Origin of the sequence: Streptomyces sp. SCL15-4, from assembly GCF_033366695.1 — a bacterium.
Taxonomy (GTDB): Bacteria; Actinomycetota; Actinomycetes; order Streptomycetales; family Streptomycetaceae; genus Streptomyces.
The window spans coordinates 773995-799431 of record NZ_JAOBTQ010000001.1 but is presented as its reverse complement, the minus strand read 5'-3'; the positions used below and the strand labels follow the sequence as shown (position 1 = coordinate 799431).

Here is a 25437-nt window from a genome sequence, read left to right as displayed (position 1 = left end):
GCGCACCGATCCGCTCCCCGGCTTCCCGTACCTCGGCGCCTCCCGCACCGGCCGACGGCGTCGAGTACCGCCTCCGTGCCGCGGTCCTCCGCCGTACCTCTCGCGGGTGCATGCGGGCAAAAGTGCCGATACCGTCGGATTCACGGACCAGCAGGCCCCAGAGGCCGCCTGGCGGTCGACGGAGGCCCGTTCGACGGTGGACGGCGCGGCCCGGCTGCCAGGCCAGTCAGGGAGACAGGCATGAGCCGAGCCAAGCGCAGGCCCAGCGGCACCTTCCGCGGACGGATGACACCCAGGCAGGACGGCGGTTCCGGCCCCTCCGCGAAGACCGGGCCGACCGGCCGCCGGCGCGCGGTGCCGCCGGAAGAGCCCGGGCCGATACCCGGCGACGGGCCGTCCCCGCCGCCGGAGCGGTCCGGCCGCGCCGAGGACGTGCGGGACCCGGCACCGGGGTATCCCGCTCCCGTGGGGCCACCCGGACCAGCGGGACCTCCTGCATCACCGGAATCACCCGGACGGCCCAAGCAGTTCGCGCCGGCCGACGCGGCCCGGCCCCACCCGGTGCCCGGTGCCTGGACGCGACGGATGCCGCGCGGTGGGTCGCCGAGGCCTTCCGGCAGGCGGCCGATACGGCTGCGTCTGGAGGAGGCCGACCCCTGGTCGACGATGGTGACGAGCTTCCTTCTGCTGGCCGGCCTCGGTGTGCTGGTGGTCGCCACGGCGGGCGTCTCCTGGATCATGGTGAACGCCATGGCCCCGGACGTCCTGCCCGCCTTCGGCACCTTCCTGGCCGTCGCGGTCGGCGTCGTCATCGTGGAAGTCGTCCTGGGCACCGGCCTGGTGACGCTGGGGGCCTTCCTCTACAACCTGTCGGCGCTGTACAGCGGCGGCGTCGAGATAGCCGTGACCGAGGCCCTGGGCGGACCGGCCCCGGCCGCCACCACGGCCTTGCCGCGCACGGTCCGCGTCCGCCGCCGTCCGGGCGCCTCCGGCAGCGGTGGCGCCCGCTCCCCGCAGGACCGGCCGGACACCGGGCAACCCCGTACCGGCGGCGAGGGCCTGGACGCGCCGGAAGGCGTCTCCGACCCGACCTGACCGCCGTACGGCACCGACGGGCCCGCCGTGTCCGGGCTGTCCTCGGCGGCTCAGCGGCGCCTCTCCTCCTCCACGACCCGCGCGCCCTAGGCGAGCCGCCGACACGACGGCGACCGTCATCCCACGCGCCGACGACCGTCATCCCACGCGCCGGACGGCACGGTCGTGCGCGGCACCGGGTCACCGTGTCCCGCGAACGGGTGATGGCGCGCGAGGCGCGGCGACGCGCGGGTGGATCGGGGCTCTTTGATGGGACCTGCCCGGCGGCCGAGCGGCCCCGGCACTCGCGGCGTACGTACGAGGAGGAGCAATGGGCCGGCTCACAAAGGGAGTTCTGGCGCTCGCGGCGGCGGCGTCGACCGCGGTCGTCACGGGGCAGCCCGTACACGCGTCGCAGGCGTCGGACGGCCGTCCGGTCCTGCCCGACACCACGGACGAGGCGTTCAACGAGGAGTGCCTCGCGGCGCACAACTCCTACCGCGCCCGGCACGGCGCCCCGCCGCTCGTCCTGGACGACGCGGCCATCGCGCACGCCGTGCGCCGTGCCCGGGATGCCTCGGCGCAGGAGGGCCGCACACCGTCACCGGGGACGCGGGGCTATGGGGAGAACCGCTTCTGGTTCGCGACGTACGAGGACGAGCCGGCGTCCTGCGAGGAGGCGGTGCGGCTCTGGTACGAGGCCCGCTGGACGGGCGGCTACGACTGGGACCGGCCCGGCTACTCGCCCGACACCGGCTCCTTCACCCAGGTCGTGTGGAAGTCCACCAGCGTGCTCGGCTGCGGCCGGGCCGCGGGACGACCGGCCGGCGGCGAGGCGTACGAGACGTACATCGTCTGCGGCTACGGCCCGGCAGGGAACGTCATCGGCAAGTTCCGGGCGAACGTGGGAGAACCGGTCGGCGAATGAGCCCGCTTCCGGCCCGGCGGTCCTGCCGGGCCGGGGCCGCGGCGCATCCTCGAAGCTGCCGCCGACCATGAAATGTTGTATGTATGAGAGTCATACTCCATATGCCTTTTATCGGGATGCCTTCCGTGAGGAAGCACCCTTCGGCGACTCGTCGCCGGCGAGGAGGACGGGATGACCGAGTCACGCACGGCGGCGCCGGTCACGGAGGTCGAACTGCCGTCGGCGGCCGACGGTGAGGCCGGTACGCCGGAGGAGGAACTCCGGGCCGGGCTCACCGCGCCCGCTCCGGCACGGCACCGCAGGATTCCGTCGGTCTTCGGCTACGACGAGACCGGTTCGCGACTCTTCGAGGAGATCACGCGCCTGCCCGACTACTACCCGCCCCGGGCCGAACGGTGGCTGCTGACCGAGCACGGCGACGACCTGGTCGGCCTGGCGAAGCCGGCCGAGCTGGTGGACCTCGGGGCGGGCAGTGCGCGCAAGGCCGAGATCCTGCTCGCGGCCATGGACGGGCACGGCCTGCTGCGGGCGTACACGGGCGTGGACGTCAGCCCCGAGCCGATGCGGCAGGCCGCCGCCCGTATCCGGCGGCGCTGGCCGCAAGCCCGGGTCACCGCCGTGCACGGCGACTTCCTGACCGCCCTGCCCTGGCTGCGCCGCGCGCGGCGGGTCGCCGTCGCGAACGGCTCCGCGACCGCGGGCGACGGCACGGGCGGCCGCCTCCTGGCGTTGCTCGGCAACACGCTCGGCAACCTGTCCGCATCCGAGCAGGCGCGCTTCCTGCGGGCCGTGCGCGCCGGCTGCGCCCCGAACGATCACCTGCTGGTCTGCGTGGACCTGTCCGAACCGGCCGAGGCGGTGCGGCGTGCCTACGGGGCCGGGTACACCGGGCCGCGCCCCGTCCGCCGGATGTTCGCCCTGAACACCCTCCTCCACCTCAACCGCCGCTACGACGCCGACTTCGACGTCGACGCCTTCGAGCCGGAACTCGCCTACGACGTGGCACGGCGCGAGGTGCTCGGCGGCATCCGCAGCCTGCGACGGCAGCGGGTGACGTTGCCCGGGCTGGGGCTGACGGTGGACTTCGACGCCGGCGAGCTGCTCCTCCACGACGTGGTGCGCAAGTTCACGGTGGACGGCATCGTGCGCGCGCTCGGCGAACACGGGATGCGCTGCCGGCGGCACTGGGTCGAGGAGGAGTGCGGATACGCGGCCTTCCTCTTCGGCCTCTGAAACCGGTACGGCCGTCTTCGCCGGCTCGTCGGACCGCCGGCTCCGGTCACCCGCGAGCGGTTCTCAGCGAGCCGCGGCGACCGCCGTCGGTGACGTGTCGCGCAAGCCGAGGCGCAGGTGTTCGACGTGGTAAAGGGCCTGTTCCAGGAGTTCGGCCACGTGGTTGTCGTAGAGGGCGTAGATGACCGAGCGGCCCCGGCGCTCCCCGGCCACCAGGCCGAGGTTGCGCAGCAGGCGCAGCTGGTGGGAGCAGGCGGACTGTTCCATGCCGACGGCGTCGGCCAGCTCGGTCGCGGCGCACGGGCCTTCCTGGAGGCGGGCCAGGATCCGCAGCCGGGACGGCGTCGCCAGGGCCTGGAGGGTCGCGGCCACATCGGCGGCGCCCACGGTCTCCAGGCGCTGGCGCGCGGTGGCGGTGTTCTTGGCGTCGACTCCGTGGCCCATGCCCTCCATCCTACGGAGGCAGGGCAGGCCGGAAGCGAATACATGAATAGGTCTTCATTTGATCCTGTACGGTGGAGGAGCGGCACCGCCCCGCGCCGGCCGCTGACTCGTCACGCCCCGTGAAGGACTCTGCCGATGACCTCCGCACTCGCCCCGGCCCCGGCCGGCCACGCGGCACCCGCGCCCGGCGGGACCGCCCCGCGGCGCCGCACCCCCTTCCTCTCCCTGCCCGAGGCCCGCTGGGCCGCCGCGGCCACCGTCTGCTTCCTGCTCGCGCTGCCCCTGCACCTGACCGGCGCCCCCGCCTGGCTCTGGGGCCCGCTGTACGCGCTCACCTACGCGGCCGGCGGCTGGGAACCCGGCTGGGCGGGCCTGCGCGCCCTCGGCGAGAAGAGCCTCGACGTCGACCTGCTGATGGTCGTGGCCGCGCTCGGGGCGGCGGCGATCGGGCAGGTCATGGACGGCGCGCTGCTGATCGTCATCTTCACCACCTCCGGCGCGCTGGAGGCCCTGGCCACCGCCCGCACCGCCGACTCCGTGCGCGGACTGCTCGACCTCGCGCCCGCCACGGCGACCCGCCTCGGCGACGGCGACGGCGAGGAGACCGTCGCCGTCGCGGACCTCACCGTCGGCGACATCGTCCTCGTACGGCCCGGAGAACGCGTGGGCGCCGACGGGCGGGTGCTCGACGGGCGCAGCGACGTCGACCAGGCGACCATCACGGGCGAACCGCTGCCGGTGACCAAGGAACAGGGCGACGAGGTCTTCGCCGGGACCCTCAACGGCAGCGGCGCCCTGCGCGTCCGCGTCGAGCGGGACGCGTCCGACACGGTCATCGCCCGGATCGTGCGCATGGTCGAGGAGGCCTCGCAGACCAAGGCACCGACACAGCTGTTCATCGAGAAGGTCGAACAGCGCTACTCGCTGGGCATGGTGGCGGCGACCCTCGCGGTGTTCCTCGTCCCGCTCGCCCTCGGAGACGACCTCACCGGCGCCCTGCTGCGGGCCATGACCTTCATGATCGTCGCCTCGCCGTGCGCGGTGGTGCTGGCCACCATGCCGCCGCTGATGTCGGCCATCGCCAACGCCGGACGGCACGGAGTCCTCGTCAAGTCCGCCGTGGTGATGGAACAGCTGGCACAGGTGGACGCGGTGGCGTTCGACAAGACCGGCACCCTCACCGAGGGCACTCCGCGCGTCACCGACGTACGGCCGCTGACCGGCTCCGGCGTCGACGCGGACACGCTGCTGCGCCTCGCGGCCGCCGCCGAGCGCCCGAGCGAGCATCCGCTGGCGCGGGCCGTCGTGGACGCGGCACGGGAGCGGGGTACGGACCTGCCGGCCGCGGACGGCTTCGCCTCCACTCCGGGTATCGGTGTCACCGCCACCGTGGACGGGCGGTCGGTCGCGGTCGGCCGGCCTTCCCGGCCGCCGGCCGGGGCCACGGCAGCGGAGGCCGCCCGGGCGGCCGTCCTCGCCGCCGAACTGGAGGAGGGCGGCCGGACGGCCGTGCTGGTCATCGTGGACGGCGGCCCGGCGGGCCTGCTCGGCATCGCCGACCGGCTCCGCCCGGACGCGGCGCGCACCGTCGGCGCCCTGACCGCCCGCACCGGCACCGCTCCCGTGCTGCTGACCGGCGACAACCCGCGCGCCGCCGCCCGCCTCGCCGCCGAGGCCGGCATCGAGGACGTCCGGGCCGGGCTGCTGCCCGAGGACAAGGTGCGCGCGGTCCGGGAACTCCAGGCCGCCGGCCGCAAGGTGATGGTGGTCGGCGACGGCGTCAACGACGCACCCGCGCTGGCCGCCGCCCACACCGGCGTCGCCATGGGCCGGGCGGGCTCCGACCTGGCGCTGGAGACCGCCGACGCGGTCGTGGTCCGCGACGAACTCATCACCGTGCCCGCCGTGGTCTCCCTGTCCCGCCGGGCCCGCGCCCTGGTCGTCCAGAACCTCGTCGTCGCCGGTGTCTTCATCGCCGGACTGGTGGTCTGGGACCTGGCCGGCGACCTGCCGCTGCCGCTCGGTGTCGCGGGCCACGAGGGGTCCACCGTCCTCGTCGGCCTCAACGGGCTGCGGCTGCTGCGCGAGGCCGCCTGGCGAAGGGCCCTTGCGGACGCGCCGGAGTGACCTGGACGAACCTCACAGATGGCGGAAGTCCGCCGCGTCCGGGTACGTCACATGCGTGCAGCCCCTGCGCTCGGCGATGTCGTCGACGTACGCCCGGAACAGGGCCGACACCGTCCGGGAGCCGAGCACGTCGTCATACGCGTAGCCGGTGCCGAGCCGCACACTCCCCGCTCGAACCCGTCCGGCGCGATCGCCGCGCCCGCCGGACACCGAGCGCAGATGTCCGGTCCCGGCCGGCCCGACGCGGGCCCGGTCCGGCGGCCGGCCGTGCTCAGCCGGCACAGCACTCGTGCGGAGGCGTGCGGTGCGCGGCGGTCTCCAGCCGGCAGAAGCAGGACGCCTCGACCGGTACGTCCGCCAGCGCGGCGGCGAGCCTCAACTGCCGCGCCACGAGCCGGGCCTCGCCCTCCTTGCCGAGCCGTACGAGGCACTCGTGCAGGCCGTGCAGCGCCCAGACGTTGTTCGGGTGCTGGAGCGGGCGCGGCAGCGTGTCGTCGAGGCCCAGGTCGGCGCGGTAGACGGCCTCGGCCTCCTCGACACGGCCCTGTTCGAGGAGCAGCGCGCCGTACGCGTGCCGGGCCGGCTGCATCCATCCCCACGGCTCGTCGTACGCCAGGCCGTCGCTCAGCTCGACCGACCGGCGCAGGGCCGCGAACGCCGCGTCGTAACGGCCCTTGCGGTACTCCAGTTCCCCGTCGAGCATGGCCGCGGCGATCGCCAGGATGTCCGTACAGGTGTTGTTGAACAGCGTCCGGGTCCCGGGGACCCGGACGGCCGCGGCGCGGAACAGCTCGCGTTCCCTCGCGGCCTCCTCGGTGCGGCCGAGGGCCGAGAGCGCGACCCCGCGCGCGTAGCGCAGCATGGCCGTGGTCACGCAGTACAGCCGCGCGTCGGCGGGCAGCGGCAGGCGCAGGATGTCGTCCCAGCGGCCGAAGCGGACGAGCACGTGCACCCGCATCGCGACGAACCCCTCCAGCCAGTCCGCCATCGGCGGGCTGTCCACGCGCAGCAACTCCTCGGGCACCGCCGCTTCGAGCCGCTCCGCCGTCTCGACGGCGTCCCGGAAGCGGCCGAGGAACATCGCGCCGTAGATCTTGAAGTGCAGGTTGTGACACCGGTACAGGGTGTAGAAGTTCATCGCGCCGGCCCGGGCGTGGAACTTCTCGTCGGCCGCGATCGCCGCCGTGTTGTCGGAGACGACCCGGCGGTAGTCACCGCAGAGCACCTCCAGGTGGGACGGCATGTGCAGGAGGTGTCCCGCGTCCGGCACCAGATCACGCAGCCGGTCGCCCGCGGGCAGCGCGGCCTCGGGGGCGGGGGACATCTCCATCAGGTGGACGTACAGGTGCAGCAGGCCCGGATGCCGTGCGCCCGCCTCCGTGGCGAGCGCCCGCTCCAGCACCGCCCCGGCCTCGGCGGTGCGCGAGCCCGGGGCCGGCTCGCCCGTGCGGATGTCCCACAGCCGCCACGGCGTCAGGCTCATCAGGGCGTCGGCGTACAGGGCGGCCACGTCGGGGTCGTCGGGCGCCAGCCGGTACGCGGCCCGCATGCCGTCGGCGTAGGCGGCGTTCCACACCGGGCCCTCCTCGGCGTCCGGGGACGCGGCGCGCGGGTAGCGGGCTGCCAGCGCGTCGATGAGGGCCCGCTCGACCGGGGCGGCGCCGGCCGCCTTCGCGTGCGCGCGTCGCACGGCGGCGTGCGCACGCTCCACCGTCCGCCCGAGATCCCGCTCGTCGAAGGCGTCCCAGGGCTTGTTGTAGTTGGGGCCGAGCGCGTAGGCCAGGCCCCAGTCGGCCATGGCACAGCCGGGGTCCGCCGCGCCGGCGGCCTCGAAACAGCGCACGGCCTCCTCGTGGTGGAAGGCGTACGTCCAGTTCAGCCCGCGGTCGAACCAGGTCTGCGCCTCGGCGGACGTCGTCGTCACGGTCCGGCCGTGACTGCCGAGGTCGTAGTAGTCCATACGGGCTCCCTCAGGGCCGGCGGTCGCTGCCGCGGACACTGCCCCGTCCGTCCGAGGGAAAACGGGTGGGCGTCCGAACCATCCCGCCGTGCTGTGCGTACGGGGTTGTTGACGACGGGAACGGGTGAAACTACTTTTCCCCGCATGGATGAAGACACGAAGGAAACTTTCCTTCAGTGAGCGTGCGTCAGCTCGACCTGCTGGTGGTCGTCGTCTACCTCGTGGCGATCGCCGTGATCGGACTGCGTCTGGCCGGACGGCAGAAGACGGCCAAGGACTACTTCGTCGGCGAAGGCCACATGCCGTGGTGGACCGTCTCCTTCTCCGTCGTGGCCACCGAGACCAGCGTGCTCACCGTCATCAGCCTGCCGGGCGGCGCCTACAGCGGACAGGGCTTCGGCAACGTCGAACTGGCCCTCGGCTACGTCATCGGACGCGTCGTCGTGGCGACCCTGCTCATCCCGCTGTACAAGCGCGGCGGCTTCGTGAGCGCCTACCAGTACCTGGGCAGCAGATTCGGACTCCGGCTCCAGGGCCTCGCCTCGGTGACGTTCGTCTGCACCCGGCTGCTCGCCGAGGGCGTCCGGCTGTTCGCCTCCGCCATCCCGATCAAGCTGCTGCTCGACGAGTTCGGCGTGCACGCGGGCTACCGCCTCGTCATCATCGTGCTCACGGCGATCACCGTCGTCTACACCTACCTCGGCGGCATCCGGGCGGTCATCTGGACGGACGCCATCCAGATGGGCCTGTACCTGGGCGGCGCCCTCCTCGCCATCGGCGTGCTCGCCGCCCACGTCGGCGGCGACGGCGTCCGGCGCGCCCTGGACGCGGGCCGGTTCCGGCTCTTCGACACCGACTTCGGCCTGGCGCACATCCTCACCAGCCCGTTCGCCCTGCCCACCGCGATCATCGGCGGCGCCATCTTCGCCATGGCCAGCCACGGCTCCGACCAGCTCATCGTCCAGCGCGTCCTGGCCACCCGCTCACTGCGCGACGGCCAGAAAGCCATGATCGCGTCCGGTGTCTTCGTCACCCTCCAGTTCGCCGCCTTCTCCCTCGTCGGCGCGCTGCTGTGGTCCTACAACCAGGGCAGGACGTTCCGGGAACTGGGCCTCGGCAGTTCCGACAACCTCTACCCGGACTTCGTCCTGCACGGACTGCCCGTGGTGGTCTCCGGCCTGCTCGTGGCCGGCATCCTCGGCGCGGCGATGGGCTCGCTGTCCTCCGCGCTCAACTCCATGTCGAACTCGACCGTCGCCGACCTCATCCACAGCTTCTTCCGGAGCGTGCCCACCGAGGAGTTCCTGCTGCGGCTCGCCCGGCTGACGACCCTGGTGTGGGCGGCGCTGATGGCCCTGTTCGCCTGCGCGTTCAGCACCAGCACCGGCAACGTCTACCTCACCGGCCTGACCATCGCCGGATACACCTACGGCGCGCTCCTCGGCGCGTTCCTCCTCGGGCGGCTGGTCCGCCGGGCGCGCGAGACCGACGCCGTCGTGGCGTTCCTGGTGACGGTGGGCGTCATGACGTACCTCGTGCGCGGCGTCAAGATCGACGTCAGCGCGGGCGGCACCACCGTCCCCACCGCGATCGCCGCCCAGTGGCTCGTCCCCCTAGGGGTGGCCGTCACCCTGGCCGTGGGCGGCCTGACCAGCCTCTTCCACCGGGCACCCGAGAGTGTCCCGGCCCCGCTGGACGAGGGCGGCACCGACCGTACGGCGGCCGCCGTCGCCCCGGAGTGACCGGGCACGCGCCCGGCGGCGCGACGCAGCACGGGAGGAACCATGCACCAGCCACAGCCGGCGGCGACCGGCAAGGAGGCGCCGTGCGCGTGATCGGCCTGATGTCGGGCACCTCGTTCGACGCCATCGAGGCCGCCGCGGCGGACCTCGCGCTGGATGACGACACGCTCCTCCTGCGGCCCCTCGGACACCTCCGCGTCCCCTACCCGGACGAACTCCGGGACCTCATCGCCGCCACCCTGCCCCCCGCCGGCACCACCACGCGCACCGTCTGCGTCCTGGACACCGGCATCGGCCAGGCCTTCGCCGGCGCGGCCACGCGTGCCCTGCGCGAGCTGTGCGCCGGCAGCGCCGGCCTCGTGGTCTCGCACGGCCAGACCCTGCACCACTGGGTGGAGGACGGCACGGTCCGCGGCACCCTCCAACTGGGCCAGCCCGCCTGGATCGCCGAGGCGACCGGACTCCCCGTCGTCTCCGACCTGCGCGGCCGGGACGTCGCCGCCGGCGGCCAGGGCGCGCCCCTCGTGGCCCTGACCGACACCCTGCTGCTGTCCGGCCTGCCCGGCACCCCCGCCGCGCTCAACCTCGGCGGCATCGCCAACATCACCGTCCTCGCACCCGGCGCCGAGCCCCTGGCCTTCGACACCGGCCCCGCCAACGCCCTGCTGGACGCGGCCGTCCACCACTTCACCGACGGCGCCGCCGCCTACGACGAGGACGGCCGCCGGGCCGCCGCCGGCCGGGTCAGCCCCGCACTGCTGCGCGTCCTGCTGGACGACCCCTACTACCGCAGGCCCGCCCCGAAGAGCACCGGCAAGGAACACTTCCACCTGCCCTATCTGCGGCGCGCGCTCGACACCGTGCCCGTGCCGTCCGCGGCCGACGTCCTGGCCACCCTGACCCGGCTGACCGCCGTCACCGTGGCGGACGCCTGCCGCGCCCACGGCGTCACCCAGCTCGTCGTCTCCGGCGGCGGCACCCGCAACCCGGTGCTGATGCGCCTGCTCGCCGAGGAACTCCCGGGCGTGCCGCTGCGCCCCAGCGACGACCTCGGCCTGCCGTCGGCCGCCAAGGAGGCGCTGGCCTTCGCCGTCCTGGGCTTCCTGACCGTCCACGGCCTGCCCGGAGCCCTGCCCTCGGGCACCGGCGCCCGCCGTGCCACGGTGCTCGGCAGCATCACTCCCGGCCGGTCACCGCTGCGCCTGCCCGAGCCGGCCGCACGGTCGCCGCGCCTGCTGCGGATCACCCGCTGACCCGGCCGCCGGCGGCACGCTGGGAGCCCCGCCCGCCCGGGGATCGTGCCACCCGGGCGGGCGAGGACGAGGCGGCCCGCGCCGGGACGGCTCCGGCGCGGAGGAGGAGGGATCAGGCCGACGGGGCGTGCCGTACGGCCGTGCCGTGCGCCGGGGCGGCGGCGCGCGCGGTGCCGGTTCTCCGGCCCCGGGCGCCGGCCTCGTCCGGGTCGGTGCGAGCGCGGTCGACGTGGACGGAAGCCGTCGCGGGCGGGCGGCCGACGCGTGCCTCGGCCGCCGCGGCGCGCTGCCCGGTGCCGAGCTGGCCCGCCAGTCCCAGGGTCAGCACGGCGATCCCCGCGGCGACCGCGGACCTCCGCAGGCGTGGCCGGTCCGGTCCGGGCCGGTAGGCGGGTGCGGTCCGGCCGGTGCGGTGCGTCACGGGGCCTCCTCGGTGCGATCGGCGGGTGTGCGGGACGGAACGGGGACGCGAAGCGGACGGGGCCGGGCGCCGGCGGGCCGAGGAGGGGTCACGTTCCGGCGCAGTGCGGGGCCGGTGTGCCCGCGGTGCCGTTCGCGGTGAAACCGAACGTGGCCCTGGCGCCGGGGGAGAGGGCGCCGTTGAAGGCGGTGCTGCGGACGGTCGCCCGGCCCTGAGCCGTGGTCAGATCGCCGTTCCACAGACTGGTGACGGTGGACCCGGCCAGGTCCCAGTCGACCGACCAGCCCGTCAGCGCGCCGGAACCGGTGTTCTCCACGGTGACCTCGGCCTGGTAGCCGCCCTGCCAGGAGGAGGCGGTACGGAAGGTCGCCGTGCACGCGCCCGCCGTCGGGACCGGAGTGGGCGTCGGAGTCGGAGTGGGCGTCGGGGCCGGTTGGGGTGTGTCGTCGTAGGTCAGCCCGTACCCGTACGGGAACAGCGGGCTCTTGCCGTCGCCGTCGTTGACGGGCTCCTGCGAGGCGGAGCGCATCCAGCTCATCGGCAGCCTGCCGGTGGGCGCGTGGTCGCCGAACAGGACGTCGGAGACGCCGGCGCCCTCCGTGCCGGGCAGCCAGGCCGCCAACAGCGCTTTCCACTCCGGCAGTTGGGCGGCGATGTCGAGCGGCCGGCCGGAGACCAGCACGACCACGACCGGTACTCCGCTCGCCTTGAGCCGGGCGAGGGTCTGCAGGTCCTCCTGGTCCAGTCCCATGCCGCCCGGCCGGTCGCCGCGGCCCTCGGCGTACGGCGTCTCGCCGACGACGGCGACGGCGGCGGTGTAGCTCGAGTCGATGCCGTTGCCGTAGCGGTCGTAGGTGACCCGGGAGGTGTCGGTGACGGCGGCGCGGATGCCCTGGAGCACGGTGGTGCCGTCGGTGACGGGACCGCTGCGGCCCTGCCAGCCCACGGTCCAGCCGCCGCTCTGGTTGCCGATGTCGTCGGCGGACTTGCCGGCGACGAACAGCTTGGCCGACTTCGCCAGCGGCAGCACCCCGCCGTCGTTCTTCAGCAGCACCTGGGACTCGCGCACCGCCTGCCGGGCCAGCGCCCGGTGTGCCGCCGAGCCGACCGTGCCGGTGTACGACCGGTCGGTGAGCGGGTGTTCGAACAGGCCCAGCTGGAACTTCTTGGTGAGGACGCGGCGGTTGGCGTCGTCGATCCGGGCCTGCGGGATGCGCCCGGCGGTCACCTCGCCGCGCAGCAGGCCGAGGAACTTCTTGTAGTCGTGCGGGACCATCACCATGTCGACGCCCGCGTTGACGGCCGTGGAGATCTCGGCGCCGGTGAAACCGCTCTGCCCGTCGAGCTGGTCCACCGCGGCCCAGTCGGACACGACGAAACCGGTGAAGCCCAGTTCGCCCTTGAGCACGTCGGTGACGAGGTGGGTGTTGGCGTGCGACCGGACCCCGTTCCAGCTGCTGTACGACAGCATCACCGAGCCGACCCCGCGGCGCACCGCCTCTTTGAACGGCGGCAGGTGGATCGCCCGCAACTCGGCCTCGGACAGCCGGGTGTCGCCCTGGTCCGTGCCGCCGGCGGTGCCGCCGTCGCCGAGGTAGTGCTTGGCGGTGGCCAGCACCGACGCCGGGCCCGAGCCGAGCGTGTCACCCTGCAGGCCGGTGATGAACGTCGTCATGGCGGACGGCAGTTCGGGAGTCTCGCCGTACGACTCGTAGGTGCGGCCCCACCGGTCGTCGCGGGCGACGCACAGGCAGGGGGCGAAGTCCCAGTCGATGCCGGTGCCCGAGATCTCCTCGGCGACGGCGCGTCCCACCCGCTGGACCAGGGCGGGGTCGCGGGTGGCGCCGAGTCCGATGTTGTGCGGGTAGAGCGTGGCCCCGCGCACCGCGTTGTGGCCGTGCACGGCGTCGATGCCGTAGATCATGGGGATACCGAGCGGTGTGGTCAGCGCGGTGCGTTGCAGCGAGTCGTAGGTGTCCGCCCAGGTCTGGGCGTTGTTGGGGACGACCGTGGAGTCGCCGCCGGACAGCACGGACCCGATGCGGTAGGCGGCGAGGTCGGACTGCGGGACGAGGGCGTCCTTCTCGATCTGGGTCATCTGGCCGAGCTTGTCGTCCAGCGTCATCCGGGACAGCAGGTCGTTCACCCGGTCGGTGACGGGCAGCGAGGCGTCCTGGTAGGGGAGAGCCGCGGCCGGCGCGGCGGCGGCCCGCTCCGGAACGGCCGCGGCCGGCCCGGAGAGGACCAGGCCCGCCACGCACAGGGCCGCGGCCGCCGTCACCCGGCGGCGGGCGGACGGGAAGCGCCTGGCGGCGCCATGGTGGTGCGGTGACAGTCGCATGCGGGTCCTCTCCGGGGAGACGGGAGGAGCGTGCGGGAAGGGTCCCGCACAAGGTGGGAGCGCTCCCATCAACGGCTCGGTGGGGACTGTAGAGACAGGGCCGCGGCCTGACAAGGTGATCTGTCGAAGGAATTTCGAACCAGCAGGTCATCCGGGCGGGGACGGGTGCGGCCGCGCGGGGGAGCGCTCCCGGATGCCCGCCCGGCGCCGGGTCAGCCGCCGTCGCGTACGGCGGCCAGGCCGTTGAACACGCCGACGTAGGCGGTGCCGTCCGGACCCAGGGTGATCGGCGCCCAGTTGTTGTCGTACGCGACTCCGGTGCCGACGAGTTGCTTCCAACGAGTCCGTCCCGTACGGAAGTCGACGGCGGTCAGGTACCAGGCGTCGACACCGAGGGCGTCGGGGTCCTTGGTGTACAGGTAGATCAGCCCGTTGCCGGTGGACAGTTTCGGTACCACGGACGGCGACCGCTCGGCGCTCTCCCACACGGTGTCGCAGCCGCTGCCGTCCGGGCGGACGTCGATCCGGGCGACCCCGCCGGCGACGCTCCGCCCGAACGTGAGCGACGAGATGTTCTCGTAGCCGTAGTTGTTCTCGACCACCAGGCTGTCGCCCCAGCTGATCAGGGAGTTGTCGGTCGTGGAGGCACCGGAGGCGAAGACGGGGACCTCGCACACCAGGCGCCGGTCGGCGGGGACGTCCGCGCCGCGCCGGTAGACCAGGACGTGCATGCGGTCGTCGGCGTTGTCGGTGATCGCCACGTACCGGCCGCCGTCGCCGAAGACGTCCGGTGTGGTGCCCGAACCCTGGTTCACCGAGCCGGGCTTGGTGCCGGTGCCCCGGTCGTAGGTCTGCCGCCACACCACGGCGGGGATACCGTCCGCCGTCGCGGTGAACTCGTACAGCGCGTGGTCGGAGACGATGGACACGCCGTCGGCGGCGACGGAGAAGGAGTTCTGGATCTCCTCGCCGGCCAGTCGGACGGAGCGGATGGTGCCGGTGGCGGGATCGACGGTGCCGACCCGGCCCTGCCGGGTGACCCACCAGATCCGGCCCTGCCAGTCCGGCATGACGGAGGTGACCGGGTCGCAGCTTCCGTCGGGGTGGGGATCGGCCCAGGTGGCGCAGTCGTGGGGCACCTGCCGGCCCGGGTCCCAGTCGTCGGTGACGGTGAACTCCCACGCGCCGTCGGGTCGTTGCCGGTGGGCGAGGCGGACGATGTGCTGCCGGGAGTCCGCGAGGACCAGCCGGTCCTCGTCGTCCAGGTACGCATAGGCACCGCCCGAGGTGTCCTTGAAGATCCGGGAGAAGTCGAGCCGGGTGATCGCCTCGACCGTGGACGGGCGTTGGGGCAGCTCGTACTCGGCCAGGGTGGCGAGGGTGCGCGGGTCGAGCAGCTTGACCAGGAACCCGGTGAACGTCCCGCACACGGTGACGATGCGCCCCGCCCGGTCGAAGGTGACGGTGGCGCACTCTCCGCCCAGCGGTGCCATCTGCTCGCTGCTCACCTCCGGATGGTCGCCGAGCGGACCGGACCACGAGGAGGTGGCGCTGCCCCAGCCGTCGGCGTGCATCCCGGACCGGCCGTCGGGCGCGAGGTAGGGGTGCCGGGGCGGCTGCGGGCCGGGCAGCGGCTGCGCGGCGGCCGGGGCACCGGAGTAGGCGTCGACCAGGCGGTGGCCCGGCGCCTTCGGGATCGGGCCGGCCGGCGCGGGAGACGGCGCGGCGACGGCGGTGCCCGCGGTCAGGGCCAGGGCGAAGGCCAGGGCCCGGCTGAGCGTCCTTCTGGACATACGGCTCCTTCGGGTGTGTGCGTCCGAACGCGTGCGTCGGGTGATCGCGCCGCCGTGACCATAGGAGCGGGCCATGGAGAGGTCCAAGGAAACGTGAGGATTGTTCATGACCTCGCAACACGGGTACGGACGGGCAGCGGCGGGCAACCCTCCGCCGGGCCCGTGTGTCTCACTCCCGACGGCGTGACACTCGACCGAGGGGGACTTCATGCGACGAGCAGCGGCGGCGATGGCGGCGCTCGTGCTGGCGGCGAGCGGACTGGGGCTGGCGACGGCCGCCGCCGGCACCGCCACGGCGGCCACCGGCCGCGCGACGGCCTGCCCGACCGGCTGGGGCAGCGGCGACAAGGGCGGTGCCACGGCGGGAGCCGTGCCGCTGGAGAACATCCGAGCCGGCCGGCACGACTGCTACGACCGTCTGGTCTTCGACGTGCCCGGCGGCGGCACCCTCGGCTACTCCGTGCGTTACGTCGACCGGCTCTCGCAGACGGCCACCGGCGACTACATCCCGGTGGGCGGCGGCGCCGTGCTCGACGTCCGGGTGGGGGCGCCCGCCTACGACCCGGCGAGCGGCGCGCCCGCGTACCCCGGCCGGGCCGGCCGGCCCCTCCCGGGCGTGGACGTCAGCGGTTACAGCACCTTCAGGGACACCCGGTTCGCCGGCAGCTTCGAGGGCGAGACGCAGATCGGTCTCGGCGTCCGCGCCCGCCTGCCGTTCCGCGTGGTCCAGCTGCCCGACCAGCTCGTGGTCGACGTGGCGCACTCCTGGTAGGACGGCCGCCGCGCGGGCGGACGACTGGACCCCGCGCGGCCCGCCCCCCGGGACGGGCGGGCCGACGCCTCGCGGCGCTGGCGCGGGGTAGCCGGAACCTATCCTTCCGGCGGCCGGAAGGGAAGTCCTCCGGCCGCCTCCGGCCGTCTGCCGGCGCCTTCCGGTCACCGGGCGGGGCGTCGGCCGGTGCCGCCACTCTCATTCCGGGTATATGCCTCCCGATGTCGGCAAAGCGGCATCTGCGGTCGGCGTCGGCCCGGGAGACACGATGAGCCAGCAGCCAGTCCTTCTGCCCTACTCCGACCCGGCCTTCCTGGCGGACCCCTTCCCGCTCTACCGGCGGCTGCGCGAGGAGGGCCCGGTCCGGCGCGCCGTGATCGCCGGCGGCCTGGAAGCCTGGCTGGTCACACGCTACGCGGACGCGCTCGCCGCGCTGTCCGACCCCCGGCTAGCAGCGATGTCCGCGACGCCTCGGACCCCCGCATCACCGCACAGCTGCCCCGCTTCGAGCGCGAGTCGATGATGAGCACCATGCTGCGCTCCGACCCGCCCGACCACACCCGGCTGCGCCGCCTGGTGGCGAAGGCGTTCACCGCGCGCCGGGTCGCCGCGCTGCGGCCCCGCGTCCAGGAGATCGCCGACCGGCTGCTCGACGCGGTGGCACCGGCCGGCCGCGCCGACCTCGTGGCGGACTTCGCGCTGCCGCTCCCGGTCACCGTCATCGGCGAACTGCTCGGCGTGCCGGTGGACGACCGCCGGGACTTCCAGCGGTGGACCGACGCCATGCTCGTACGCGGCGAGACCCTGCCCGACCCGGCCGTCGTCGACGAGGCGTGGCAGCGGATGCACGCCTATCTGACGAAGCATCTGCGGACCAAGCGCGCCCGCCCCGGCGACGACCTCCTCAGCGCCCTGATCAGCGCCCACGACGAGGAGCGGCGGCTGAGCCACGACGAGCTGATCGCCATGACGTTCCTGCTGCTGGTGGCCGGGTACGTCACGACGGTCAACCTGATCGGCGGCGGCATCGCCGCGCTGCTCACCCACCCCGCGCAGCTGTCCCTGCTGCGGGAGCGCCCCGAGCTGCTGCCGGACGCCGTCGAGGAGTTCCTGCGCCACGACGGACCGGTCAACCCGGGCATCGCCCGGTTCGCGCGCGAGGACGTCCGGATCGCGGGCGTGACCATTCCGCGCGGCGCCACCGTGGTGATCGCGTCCGCGATCGCCGACCGCGACCCGGCCCGGTTCGCCGACCCCGACCGGCTGGACATCACCCGTGGCGACAGCGGCCACCTCGCCTTCGGGCACGGCATCCACTACTGCCTGGGCGCGCCGCTCGCCCGGCTGGAGGGCCGGATCGCCGTCGCGGCGGTGCTGCGCCGCCTTCCCGGCCTGGCCCTGGCGGTGCCGCCGGCCGAGCTGACCTGGCGGCCGGGCGGCCTGCGCGGCCCGGCGCGGCTCCCCGTCACGTTCACCGCCGGCGGCCGGCCGGCCTGACCGCGGGCGCCTGGCCGCGGGCGGTTCTGACCGCGGTGGCGCGCCTTCGCCGCCGGCGGGTGGCGGGCCGGGGCGGGCCGGCCTTCGCATGCCGACGCACGGGATGCCGGGACCTCTATGGTGCGGTTTCGTGGCGGGACGATGCGGTTTCGCCGGCGGGTGTCCTCACAAGACCGGTGACATTGCCGGTCCGGTCGTGCCGCGCGGAGCCGACAGTGGCACTGCTCACCCCACTGGCGGAGCCCGCCGGCCGGCGCGCTCGTGCGTGCCCTTCGGCCCGGCGGACGGCTCGCCACGACAGAGAGGACGACTCGTCGTGCAGCACCCGCGCACCAGCACCACCGCACCGGCCACCCGCCCGCGCCCCACCCGTCGTACCGGACGGCTCGCGGCCCTCGCCACGGCGGTCACCGCCGCCGTCGGCCTGACCATGCTCGGCGGGCCGGCGGCCCATGGCGCGGACAACCCCTACGAGCGCGGACCGGCGCCCACCGAATCCAGCATCGAGGCGCTCCGCGGCCCGTACTCCGTCGCGGAGACCAGCGTCTCCCGGCTCGCCGTCAGCGGCTTCGGCGGAGGCACCATCTACTACCCGACCAGCACCGCCGACGGCACCTTCGGCGCCGTGGCCGTCTCGCCCGGCTACACCGGCACCCAGTCCTCCATCGCCTGGCTCGGCCCCCGGCTGGCGTCCCAGGGCTTCGTGGTCTTCACCATCGACACGCTGACCACGCTGGACCAGCCCGACTCCCGGGGCAACCAGCTGCTCGCCGCGCTCGACTACCTCACCCGGAGCAGCTCCGTCCGCAACCGCATCGACTCCAGCCGTCTCGGCGTCATGGGCCACTCGATGGGCGGCGGCGGCAGCCTGGAGGCCGCCAAGTCCCGTCCCTCGCTCCAGGCGGCGATCCCGCTGACCCCGTGGAACCTGGACAAGACGTGGTCCGAGATCAAGACCCCCACCCTGATCTTCGGCGCCGACGGTGACACGATCGCCCCCGTCCTCAGCCACGCCGAGCCCTTCTACAACACGCTCCCGACGGCCCTCGACCGGGCGTACCTGGAGCTGAACGGCGCCACCCACTTCACGCCCAACACCTCGAACACGACGATCGCGAAGTACAGCATCTCCTGGCTGAAGCGGTTCATCGACGACGACACCCGCTACGAGCAGTTCCTCTGCCCGCTGCCGCGGCCGAGCCTGACCATCGAGGAGTACCGGGGCAACTGCCCGCACACCTCCTGACCGACCGCCCGGAAGCCGGCGGCGACCGCCCCTCGCGGCGGTCGCCGCCGGAGCCGTGCCGTGCCGGCTCCCGGCACCCCGTACTCGTGCCGGTGGGACGGACCATGCCCCGTTCCGGGCACACCGCCGCGAGCCTCCTCGCGGCCCGGCGACAGCATGCGCTGATCGCGGCGCTCGCTATGAGGCGGGGCCGGCCCACAGGTCGGTGCTGTGAGCCTCGACGAGAGCGCTGATGCGGGTCAGTACCTCACTGACCGGCTGCGGTTCGAGCCGGCGTCCGTCGCGCAGGCGCAGCGCGACGGACTCGTCGGCGGCTTCCTCGGCGCCGATGACGGCTTGGTAGGGAACCAGGCGGGCCTCTCGGATACGGGCGCCCAGGCTGCCGCGGTCCGGTCCCGCGATCTCGGCACGCAGTCCGAGACGGGTGCAGCGTCGGGCGAGGGCCGCGGCGTTCGGCAGTTCGGCGCCGGAGACCGGGAGGATCACCAGCTGAGTGGGGGCGAGCCAGGCGGGGAAGGCGCCGCCGTGCCGTTCGACGAGATGGGCGACGGCCCGTTCCACACTGCCGATGATGCTGCGGTGGATCATGACCGGGCGGTGCCTGGCGCCGTCCGCGCCGATGTAGTGCAGCTCGAACCGCTCGGGCTGGTGGAAGTCGACCTGGACGGTGGAGAGAGTGGACTCCCGGCCGGCGCCGTCGGTGACCTGAACGTCGATCTTGGGGCCGTAGAAGGCGGCCTCTCCCTCGGCCGCCTCGTAGGGCAGGCCGGAGCGGTCGAGGACGTCGGTCAGCAGGGCGGTGGACCGGCGCCACTTCTCGGGTGCGGCGACGTACTTGCCACCGGGGCCCGGGAGGGAGAGCCGGTAGCGGGCCGGGGTGATGCCGAGCGCCTCGTACGCCCGGCGGATCAGCTCCAGCGCCGCCCGCGCCTCCTCGGCGACCTGCTCCAGGGTGCAGAAGATGTGCGCGTCGTTGAGCTGGATGGCCCGCACCCGGGTCAACCCGCCGAGCACGCCCGAGAGTTCGGAGCGGTACATGCCCCCCAGCTCGGCCATGCGCAGGGGCAGTTCGCGGTAACTGCGGGAGCGGGAGCGGTAGATCACCGCGTGGTGAGGGCACAGGCTCGGCCGCAGGACGACCTGCTCACCACCGAGGTCCATCGGGGGAAACATGTCGTCGCTGTAGTGCGCCCAGTGCCCGGAGATCTCGTACAACTCCCGTTTGCCGAGGACCGGTGAGTACACGTGGCGGTACCCGGCCCGCCGCTCGGCGGCACGGATGTACTCCTCCAGGGTGTGCCGTACGGTCGCACCGTCGGGCAGCCAGTACGGCAGGCCGGCGCCGATGAGCGGGTCGGTGTCGAACAGGCCCAGTTCACGTCCGAGCTTGCGGTGGTCATGCATGGCGGTCTCCTCGCGGACATCGGGCGAGTGACCGCAAGGCGAAGCCCCGGGGCACTCGCCCCGGGGCTTCGGACAAAGACATCTGTCAGCGCGCCGGGACACTCTCCGGCGTCGTCGTCATGGCAGCGCGCTTCATGCCGGAGACGCTAGCAGGCCGTAGCGGCGTCCGCACGGTCATTCCTCGTCAGGAGCGCCCAAGCGCGCCGAGGTCACAACGCGTCGGGCAGGCGGGGCAGTTGGAAGGAAGACAAGCCGAGCATGCGGGTGTGGTGCCGCACACACGGCGGGAGGCGGGCCCGGAGCCGGGCGGAGTGGGGCGGCCGTGGTGCCGTCCGGCGGCGCGGCCCGCGCCGCCCGCGCGAGGCTCCGGTCAGTCCGGCCGCGCGGCCGGCCGCAAGGGTCCGGCCGGCCGGCGTGCGTCGTACCCACCTCGGTGTCCAGGCCCACGAGCGCGTGGATTCAGCCGGTGGAGGACACCAGCCCGACCCGGTAGGCGAGGACGACGGCCTGGACCAGGTCGCGCAGGCCGAGTTCGGCCAGGAACCTCGACACGTAGGTCTTGACCGTCTCCGGGGTGATGAAGAGCTTCGCGGCGATCTCCGCGTTCGACAGCCCCTCGGCGATCTGCCGGAGCACCTCCAGCTCGCACGGGGTCAGTGCCCGTACCACGTCCTCCCTGGCCGGCCGGGACGTATCGGCCGGGCGCAGGTGTTCGGCGAAGCGGCCGATGAGGTGGCGGGTGACGGCGGGGGCCAGCAGGGCCTCGCCCCTGGCGACCGTCCGAATGCCGTTGACCAGCTCCGCCGGGGGCGCGTCCTCGAGGAGGAAGCCGCTGGCCCCGGCACGCAGCGCGTCGTAGACATACGCGTCGACGTTGAAGATGGTGACGACCAGCACCTTCGGCGGTGCCTCGGCGTCGGGACCGGCCAGTTGCCGGGTCGCCTCGATGCCGCCCAGCAGGGGCATCCGGATGTCCATACCACCACGTCGGGACGCAGGCGCCCGGCGGCCCGGACCGGGACCCGTGGCGGTCAGGCCCGAGACCACGCCGACGCCGATCAGACCCGTCAGCATCCGGCCGAGCGGAGAACGGACGATCCGGCCGAGACGACCGCCGCGAGCGCCGGGACCGTCGGGGCCCGTGTCCGGGCCGGGGCCTCCGGCGTCGTGCCGTGCGGTGGACGTTGTACTCATCGTGGCCTCCCCTGCCGCGGTCGCACAGGCTGCGACCTGACAACCACGCTAGGAATCCGGCGCCGTCCGCGAGTCACCCGCACATGGACAACTCCGGTAGCTCTCGCGGGGGATGCGCCCGGGAGGAGGATCAGGCAGCCGTACGAGAAGGAGTTGACGTGGGTCCGGAACAGCGGGGCCGGGGCCCGCCGGTCGGCGCTGCTCGTCACCTCGCCGTGGCTCCGGGAGAACAGGGCCGGCCCGAGGGGCGCGGACGTACGGCTTCCGCCCGTCCTTACGCGTCAGTAAGGTTTTGGGAATGAGCGGACAGACGACTCCGGGGACCGGCGCGGAGCGGTACCGGCCCGGCCCGGTCGCGGCGCTGGGGGAGCGGCTGCGCGAGGGCGGCGCGTGCGTCCTGACCGGTGAGCCCGGCGGCGGCCGCTCGACCGTCCTCGCCCGGGTGGCCCGCGCGTTCGACGCCGGTCCCGCCGTCGTCGTGCCCGCCCTTCCCGAGCGCTGCCGACAGCCACTGGCCGGGCTCCGGGCGCTGTGCCGGGCGGCCGGAGTGCCCGCCGCCGACGCCGCCGGCCCGGTCGGAGACCTGATCGGCGCGCTGCGGAGGACCGCCGCGCCCGGGACCGTCCTGCTCTGTGCCGACGACGCCGATCTGTGGGACGCCGCCTCCCGGACCGCCCTCGGCCGGCTGGCCGCGCGTCTCTCCCCGGGCGACGGAGTCTCCCTGGTGCTCACCGTGGCCGGACACCGGCCGGTGGACCCGGAGTTCGCCGGACTGCCGCTGCTCCGCCTCGCCCCGCTGTCGACGGCGGACGCCGCCGCCCTGCTGGACGACGCCGCGCCGGGCGCCCTCGACCCCCGGGTACGCGACGAGATCACGGCCGCCGCCGAAGGCAACCCCGGCCTGCTGCTCGGCGTGGTGCACCGCCTGACTGCGGCCCAGCTCGGCGGCCTCGCGCCCCTGCCGTGTCCCCTGGTCGACGCCGAGGCCCTCACCGCACTGACGGCCTCCCACCTGACCGGCCTGCCCCCGGCCGAACGGGACCTGCTGCTCGTGACCGCCGCTGCCCTGCACGCCTCGGAGGAGCCGACCGTGGAGGCCCAGGTCGTGGCGCGCGCGACGAGGTCGCTCGCTGACGACGGAACACCTTCGCGTCCGCTGCCGGAGCGGCGTGCTGACGATGGTGCCTTGCCGGACAGCGGTTCTGACGCGGTGCCGGGTTCGCGTGCCGGGGGCGGGGTCGTGCCGGGCCGTGGCTTCGGTTCGCCGGGGGAGGCGGATGGCGAGGGCTGGGCCGTGCCGGTCCGTGGTTCTGACGCGGTGCCGGGTCCGGATGCCGGGGGCGGGGTCGTGTCGGGCTTCGGGTCCGAGGCGGTGCGGAGTTCGCGTGTCGTGCGTGGGGCCGGGTCGGGCCGGGGACCCGACTCCCTGCCGAGTGCGCGCGCCGACGGAGGGCCTGTGCCGGGCGGCGGCCGCGATCCGCTCCCGGAGCCGTACGCCGACGGCGGCTCCACGCCACGCCACGGCACTGTTTCGCACGGCACCGGCGTCGACCGGCCCCCGGGGGGCGGTGGTGCGCTGCCGGAGGCGCTGTTCGCCGCCGGGGGCCGGCTGGGCTTCCGCAGTACGGTGCTGTGCCGCGCGGTGTACGCAGGCGCGGCGCCCGAGCGGCGCCGTGCCGCCCACGAGGCGCTGGCCCGGGCGCTGCCCGACGCGCACGGCCTCCCGGCGCTGTTGCACCGCGCCTGGGCCGCCACCGCTCCCGCCCCCGCGCTCGCCGCCGCCCTCGCGTCCGCCGCGGCGGACCCGGCGTCGGCGGCCCCGCCCGCCCTGCGCTGCACGGCCCACACCCGCGCCGCCGAACTCGCCCCCGACGGCGCCGACCGCGTCCGCTGGTACACGGCCGCCGCCGAACAGGCGCTGCTGGCCGGCCAGTCGGCCCGGGCGTTGCGCCTGCTCGACACGGCCCGCTGCCGACCGGCCCCCGCGCCGGAACGCGCGCGTGCCGAGCTGCTGCGCGGCACCGCGCTGCGCTGGGACGGCCCGGTCGACGACGCCCGCGAAACCCTGCTGCTCGCCGCGGCCCTGGCCGCTCCGTACGACCCGGAGCGGTCCGCCGAGGCCGCTCTGGCCGCCGCGGACGCCGCCTGGTCGGCGGGCGACGTCACCGCGTGCCTGCGCGCCCTGGCACAGGGAGGCTGGTGGACCGGGACCCACCGCACGGAGACTTCCGACGCCGGTCTCCTGGGCCAGTCACCGTCCGGCGATCCGCCCATGCCCACTGGCCTGCCTCTGTCCGGGCGGGATCTCGGTGCGGTGGAGGAGGATGCCGGCGCGGGTCTCTTCGGGCGGGCACCGTCCGCGAGCCCGCCTGTGCCCGCCGGTCTGCCTCTGCCCGGGCGGGATCTCGGTGCGGTGGACGAGGCTTCCGGTGCCGGTCCCTCCGGCCAGTCACCGTCCGGTGGTCCGCCCATGCCCGCCGGCCGGCCCTTGGCCGGCCTGGATCTCGGTGCGCGGGAAGCCTCCGGTGCCGGTCGTGTGGGGCAGCCGCCCTCCGGGACCTCGTCCCCGCTCACCGGAGCGCTCACGGCCGAGCGGGATGCCGGTGCCGCGGAGGCCGTTGGCGCCGGGCTCGTGGGCCAGTCACCGCCCGTGTCGGCCGGACCCCTCACGGCCGCGCGGGATCCCGGTGCCGCGGCGGCCCTGCGCGATCACCGCGCGGGGATGCGTGCCGTGCTGCAAGGGCGGTTCGACCGGGCCGTGGCTCCGTTGCGGCGGGTCGTGGAGCGCGCGTGGACGGCGGACGGCCCGGAGGAACTGCTGCGGGCGGCCTCCGCGGCCCTGCTGCTCGGGGACACCGCCGCCGCCCGGCGGGCCGGTGCCCGGGCGCTCGCGGTGGCCCGTACGCACGGCGCCGCCCTGCACGAGGCGCGGGCCCTGGAGTACCTGGCCTACGGCGAACTCCGCGCCGGACGGCACGCGCTGGCCCGGGCACACGCCGAGGAGGGAGTGCGCAGCGCCGCCCGCAGCGGGCAGCGCAACACCGCCGCCCACCACCACGCCGTACTGGCCCTGGCCGCGTCGATCGCCGGCGAGGCGCACACCGTGGCCGAGCACGCGACGGCGGCGATGACCATCGCGCGCCGGCACGGCCTGGCCCAGGCCGCCGCGCTGGCCCAGTGGGCGCTGGCCCGCGCCGACCTGGGCCACGGCCGGCCCCGCGAGGCCGCCGAACGGCTGGCGCCCCTCGTCCGGCCCGGTTCGGAACGCGGCCACTTCGCCGTCTGGATGCTCGCCGTACCGTGCTACGTGGAGGCATGCGCGCTCGCCCGGCAGCCGGAGGGCGCCGGGGACGCGGTCGAGGACTTCGCGCTCTGGGTGGCCTGCGAGGCCGATGCCCAGGCCCCCGCCCAACTACTGCGCTGCCGCGCCCTGCTGGCCCCGCCCGAGGCCGCCGACGCGCTGTACCGGCAGGCGCTGCGACGCCACGACGAGGCCGCCGGCGACTTCGAACGGGCCCGCACCGAGTTGCTCTACGGCAAGTGGCTGCGCAGACGCCGCCGGCTGCGCGAGGCACGGACCCATCTGCGGGCCGCGCTGCTCGGCTTCGAGCGCTGCGGTGCCGGACCGTGGGCCCAGCAGGCGGCGGCGGAACTCCGGGCGAACGGCGTGATCGGGGCGGCCGGTGCGCTCGGCGCGGACGGGCCGGGAGGGGCCGTGTCCGAGGGCGCCGTGCCGCCGGACGGGCTGGCGCGGCTGACTCCGCAGCAGTTGCGCATCGCCCGGCGCGTCGCCCAGGGGCTCACCAACCGCGAGGTGGCCCTGAGCCTGTCGGTCAGCACCCGCACCGTCGACTACCACCTGCGCAAGGTCTTCGCCGCCCTCGGCGTCCGCTCCCGGGTGGAACTGGCCCGCCTGGTGGAGCAGGCCGGGCAGACCGTCGGCCAATCCTGAGCGGATCGAGGCGTCCGGTACCGCCGCACCACCGTGGGACCCGCCGTGTACGGGAG

General features: G+C 74.6%; 16 protein-coding genes and 2 pseudogenes. 10 read left to right on the top strand and 8 right to left on the bottom strand.

All coding sequences use genetic code 11. The annotated features are described in order from the left end of the window. Positions 1-666: 666 nt before the first annotated feature. From SCK26_RS03295 to SCK26_RS03285, 3 genes are all read left to right on the top strand, one after another. A complete protein-coding gene (locus SCK26_RS03295) occupies positions 667-1095 on the top strand; it encodes a hypothetical protein (RefSeq protein ID WP_318199724.1) in 429 nt (142 codons plus the stop codon). 310 nt (positions 1096-1405) lie between these two features. Beyond that, entirely contained in the window at positions 1406-2002 is a 597-nt protein-coding gene (locus SCK26_RS03290) for a CAP family protein (protein ID WP_318199723.1), read from the top strand. A gap of 171 nt (positions 2003-2173) precedes the next feature. Then, on the top strand, positions 2174-3235 hold the full coding sequence (locus tag SCK26_RS03285; RefSeq protein WP_318199722.1) for an L-histidine N(alpha)-methyltransferase: 1062 nt from the start codon (positions 2174-2176) through the stop codon (positions 3233-3235). 63 nt (positions 3236-3298) lie between these two features. On the opposite strand, the gene SCK26_RS03280 is transcribed toward SCK26_RS03285, so the two are convergent. After that, positions 3299-3679, bottom strand: coding sequence for an ArsR/SmtB family transcription factor (locus SCK26_RS03280; protein WP_318199721.1), 381 nt, complete (start codon positions 3677-3679; stop codon positions 3299-3301). Between the two features lie 135 nt (positions 3680-3814). Here SCK26_RS03280 and SCK26_RS03275 point away from each other — a divergent pair, with 135 nt between their 5' ends. Beyond that, the gene (locus tag SCK26_RS03275) at positions 3815-5806 is read left to right on the top strand and encodes a heavy metal translocating P-type ATPase (RefSeq protein WP_318199720.1); all 1992 of its coding nucleotides are present in this window, start codon (positions 3815-3817) and stop codon (positions 5804-5806) included. 12 nt (positions 5807-5818) lie between these two features. Here SCK26_RS03275 and SCK26_RS03270 read toward each other — a convergent pair whose 3' ends face one another. Then, on the bottom strand, positions 5819-5968 hold the full coding sequence (locus tag SCK26_RS03270) for a hypothetical protein (RefSeq protein ID WP_318199719.1): 150 nt from the start codon (positions 5966-5968) through the stop codon (positions 5819-5821). A 109-nt stretch (positions 5969-6077) separates the two neighbouring features. Then, positions 6078-7766, bottom strand: a complete 1689-nt coding sequence (locus SCK26_RS03265; RefSeq protein WP_318199718.1) for a hypothetical protein — start codon at positions 7764-7766, stop codon at positions 6078-6080. A 182-nt stretch (positions 7767-7948) separates the two neighbouring features. Here SCK26_RS03265 and SCK26_RS03260 point away from each other — a divergent pair, with 182 nt between their 5' ends. Together SCK26_RS03260 and SCK26_RS03255 are read left to right on the top strand one after the other, a co-directional pair. Next, complete coding sequence (locus SCK26_RS03260; protein WP_318205891.1) at positions 7949-9508, top strand: sodium:solute symporter; 1560 nt, start codon at positions 7949-7951, stop codon at positions 9506-9508. An 83-nt stretch (positions 9509-9591) separates the two neighbouring features. After that, positions 9592-10761: an anhydro-N-acetylmuramic acid kinase gene (locus SCK26_RS03255; RefSeq protein ID WP_318199717.1), complete on the top strand. Its 1170-nt coding sequence runs from the start codon at positions 9592-9594 to the stop codon at positions 10759-10761. A gap of 112 nt (positions 10762-10873) precedes the next feature. Here SCK26_RS03255 and SCK26_RS03250 read toward each other — a convergent pair whose 3' ends face one another. The 3 genes from SCK26_RS03250 to SCK26_RS03240 all read right to left on the bottom strand — a co-directional run bounded on the left by SCK26_RS03250 (position 10874) and on the right by SCK26_RS03240 (position 15316). Then, complete coding sequence (locus SCK26_RS03250; protein WP_318199716.1) at positions 10874-11182, bottom strand: hypothetical protein; 309 nt, start codon at positions 11180-11182, stop codon at positions 10874-10876. Positions 11183-11270: 88 nt separating this feature from the next. Next, positions 11271-13523: a glycoside hydrolase family 3 N-terminal domain-containing protein gene (locus SCK26_RS03245; RefSeq protein ID WP_318199715.1), complete on the bottom strand. Its 2253-nt coding sequence runs from the start codon at positions 13521-13523 to the stop codon at positions 11271-11273. 212 nt (positions 13524-13735) lie between these two features. Beyond that, positions 13736-15316 carry a hypothetical protein gene (locus SCK26_RS03240; protein ID WP_318199714.1) on the bottom strand — a complete coding sequence of 527 codons (1581 nt, stop codon included), beginning with the start codon at positions 15314-15316 and terminating at the stop codon, positions 13736-13738. A 208-nt stretch (positions 15317-15524) separates the two neighbouring features. On the opposite strand from SCK26_RS03240, the gene SCK26_RS03235 reads away from it, so the two are divergent. The 3 genes and pseudogenes from SCK26_RS03235 to SCK26_RS03220 all read left to right on the top strand — a co-directional run bounded on the left by SCK26_RS03235 (position 15525) and on the right by SCK26_RS03220 (position 18831). Continuing rightward, complete coding sequence (locus tag SCK26_RS03235) at positions 15525-16088, top strand: hypothetical protein (RefSeq protein ID WP_318199713.1); 564 nt, start codon at positions 15525-15527, stop codon at positions 16086-16088. A gap of 268 nt (positions 16089-16356) precedes the next feature. After that, positions 16357-17585: pseudogene (locus tag SCK26_RS03225) on the top strand (cytochrome P450 family protein). A gap of 316 nt (positions 17586-17901) precedes the next feature. Then, positions 17902-18831: a dienelactone hydrolase family protein gene (locus SCK26_RS03220; protein WP_318199710.1), complete on the top strand. Its 930-nt coding sequence runs from the start codon at positions 17902-17904 to the stop codon at positions 18829-18831. 177 nt (positions 18832-19008) lie between these two features. Here the strand turns inward: SCK26_RS03220 and thrS are convergent, their stop codons facing one another. Together thrS and SCK26_RS03210 are read right to left on the bottom strand one after the other, a co-directional pair. Further along, entirely contained in the window at positions 19009-20337 is a 1329-nt protein-coding gene (gene thrS / locus SCK26_RS03215) for a threonine--tRNA ligase (protein WP_318199709.1), read from the bottom strand. A gap of 357 nt (positions 20338-20694) precedes the next feature. Next, positions 20695-21251, bottom strand: a pseudogene (locus SCK26_RS03210) (LuxR C-terminal-related transcriptional regulator); the annotation flags it as partial. A 476-nt stretch (positions 21252-21727) separates the two neighbouring features. On the opposite strand from SCK26_RS03210, the gene SCK26_RS03205 reads away from it, so the two are divergent. After that, positions 21728-25381, top strand: coding sequence for a helix-turn-helix transcriptional regulator (locus SCK26_RS03205; RefSeq protein WP_318199708.1), 3654 nt, complete (start codon positions 21728-21730; stop codon positions 25379-25381). Positions 25382-25437: the final 56 nt, after the last annotated feature.

Coding starts and splice junctions, on each gene's coding strand:
- SCK26_RS03265 (WP_318199718.1), bottom strand. CDS start 7,766: ATGGACTACTACGACCTCGGCAGTCACGGCCGGACCGTGACGACGACG.
- SCK26_RS03280 (WP_318199721.1), bottom strand. CDS start 3,679: ATGGGCCACGGAGTCGACGCCAAGAACACCGCCACCGCGCGCCAGCGC.
- SCK26_RS03295 (WP_318199724.1), top strand. CDS start 667: ATGGTGACGAGCTTCCTTCTGCTGGCCGGCCTCGGTGTGCTGGTGGTC.
- SCK26_RS03290 (WP_318199723.1), top strand. CDS start 1,406: ATGGGCCGGCTCACAAAGGGAGTTCTGGCGCTCGCGGCGGCGGCGTCG.
- SCK26_RS03245 (WP_318199715.1), bottom strand. CDS start 13,523: ATGCGACTGTCACCGCACCACCATGGCGCCGCCAGGCGCTTCCCGTCC.
- SCK26_RS03240 (WP_318199714.1), bottom strand. CDS start 15,316: ATGTCCAGAAGGACGCTCAGCCGGGCCCTGGCCTTCGCCCTGGCCCTG.
- SCK26_RS03285 (WP_318199722.1), top strand. CDS start 2,174: ATGACCGAGTCACGCACGGCGGCGCCGGTCACGGAGGTCGAACTGCCG.
- SCK26_RS03275 (WP_318199720.1), top strand. CDS start 3,815: ATGACCTCCGCACTCGCCCCGGCCCCGGCCGGCCACGCGGCACCCGCG.
- SCK26_RS03205 (WP_318199708.1), top strand. CDS start 21,728: ATGAGCGGACAGACGACTCCGGGGACCGGCGCGGAGCGGTACCGGCCC.
- SCK26_RS03235 (WP_318199713.1), top strand. CDS start 15,525: ATGCGACGAGCAGCGGCGGCGATGGCGGCGCTCGTGCTGGCGGCGAGC.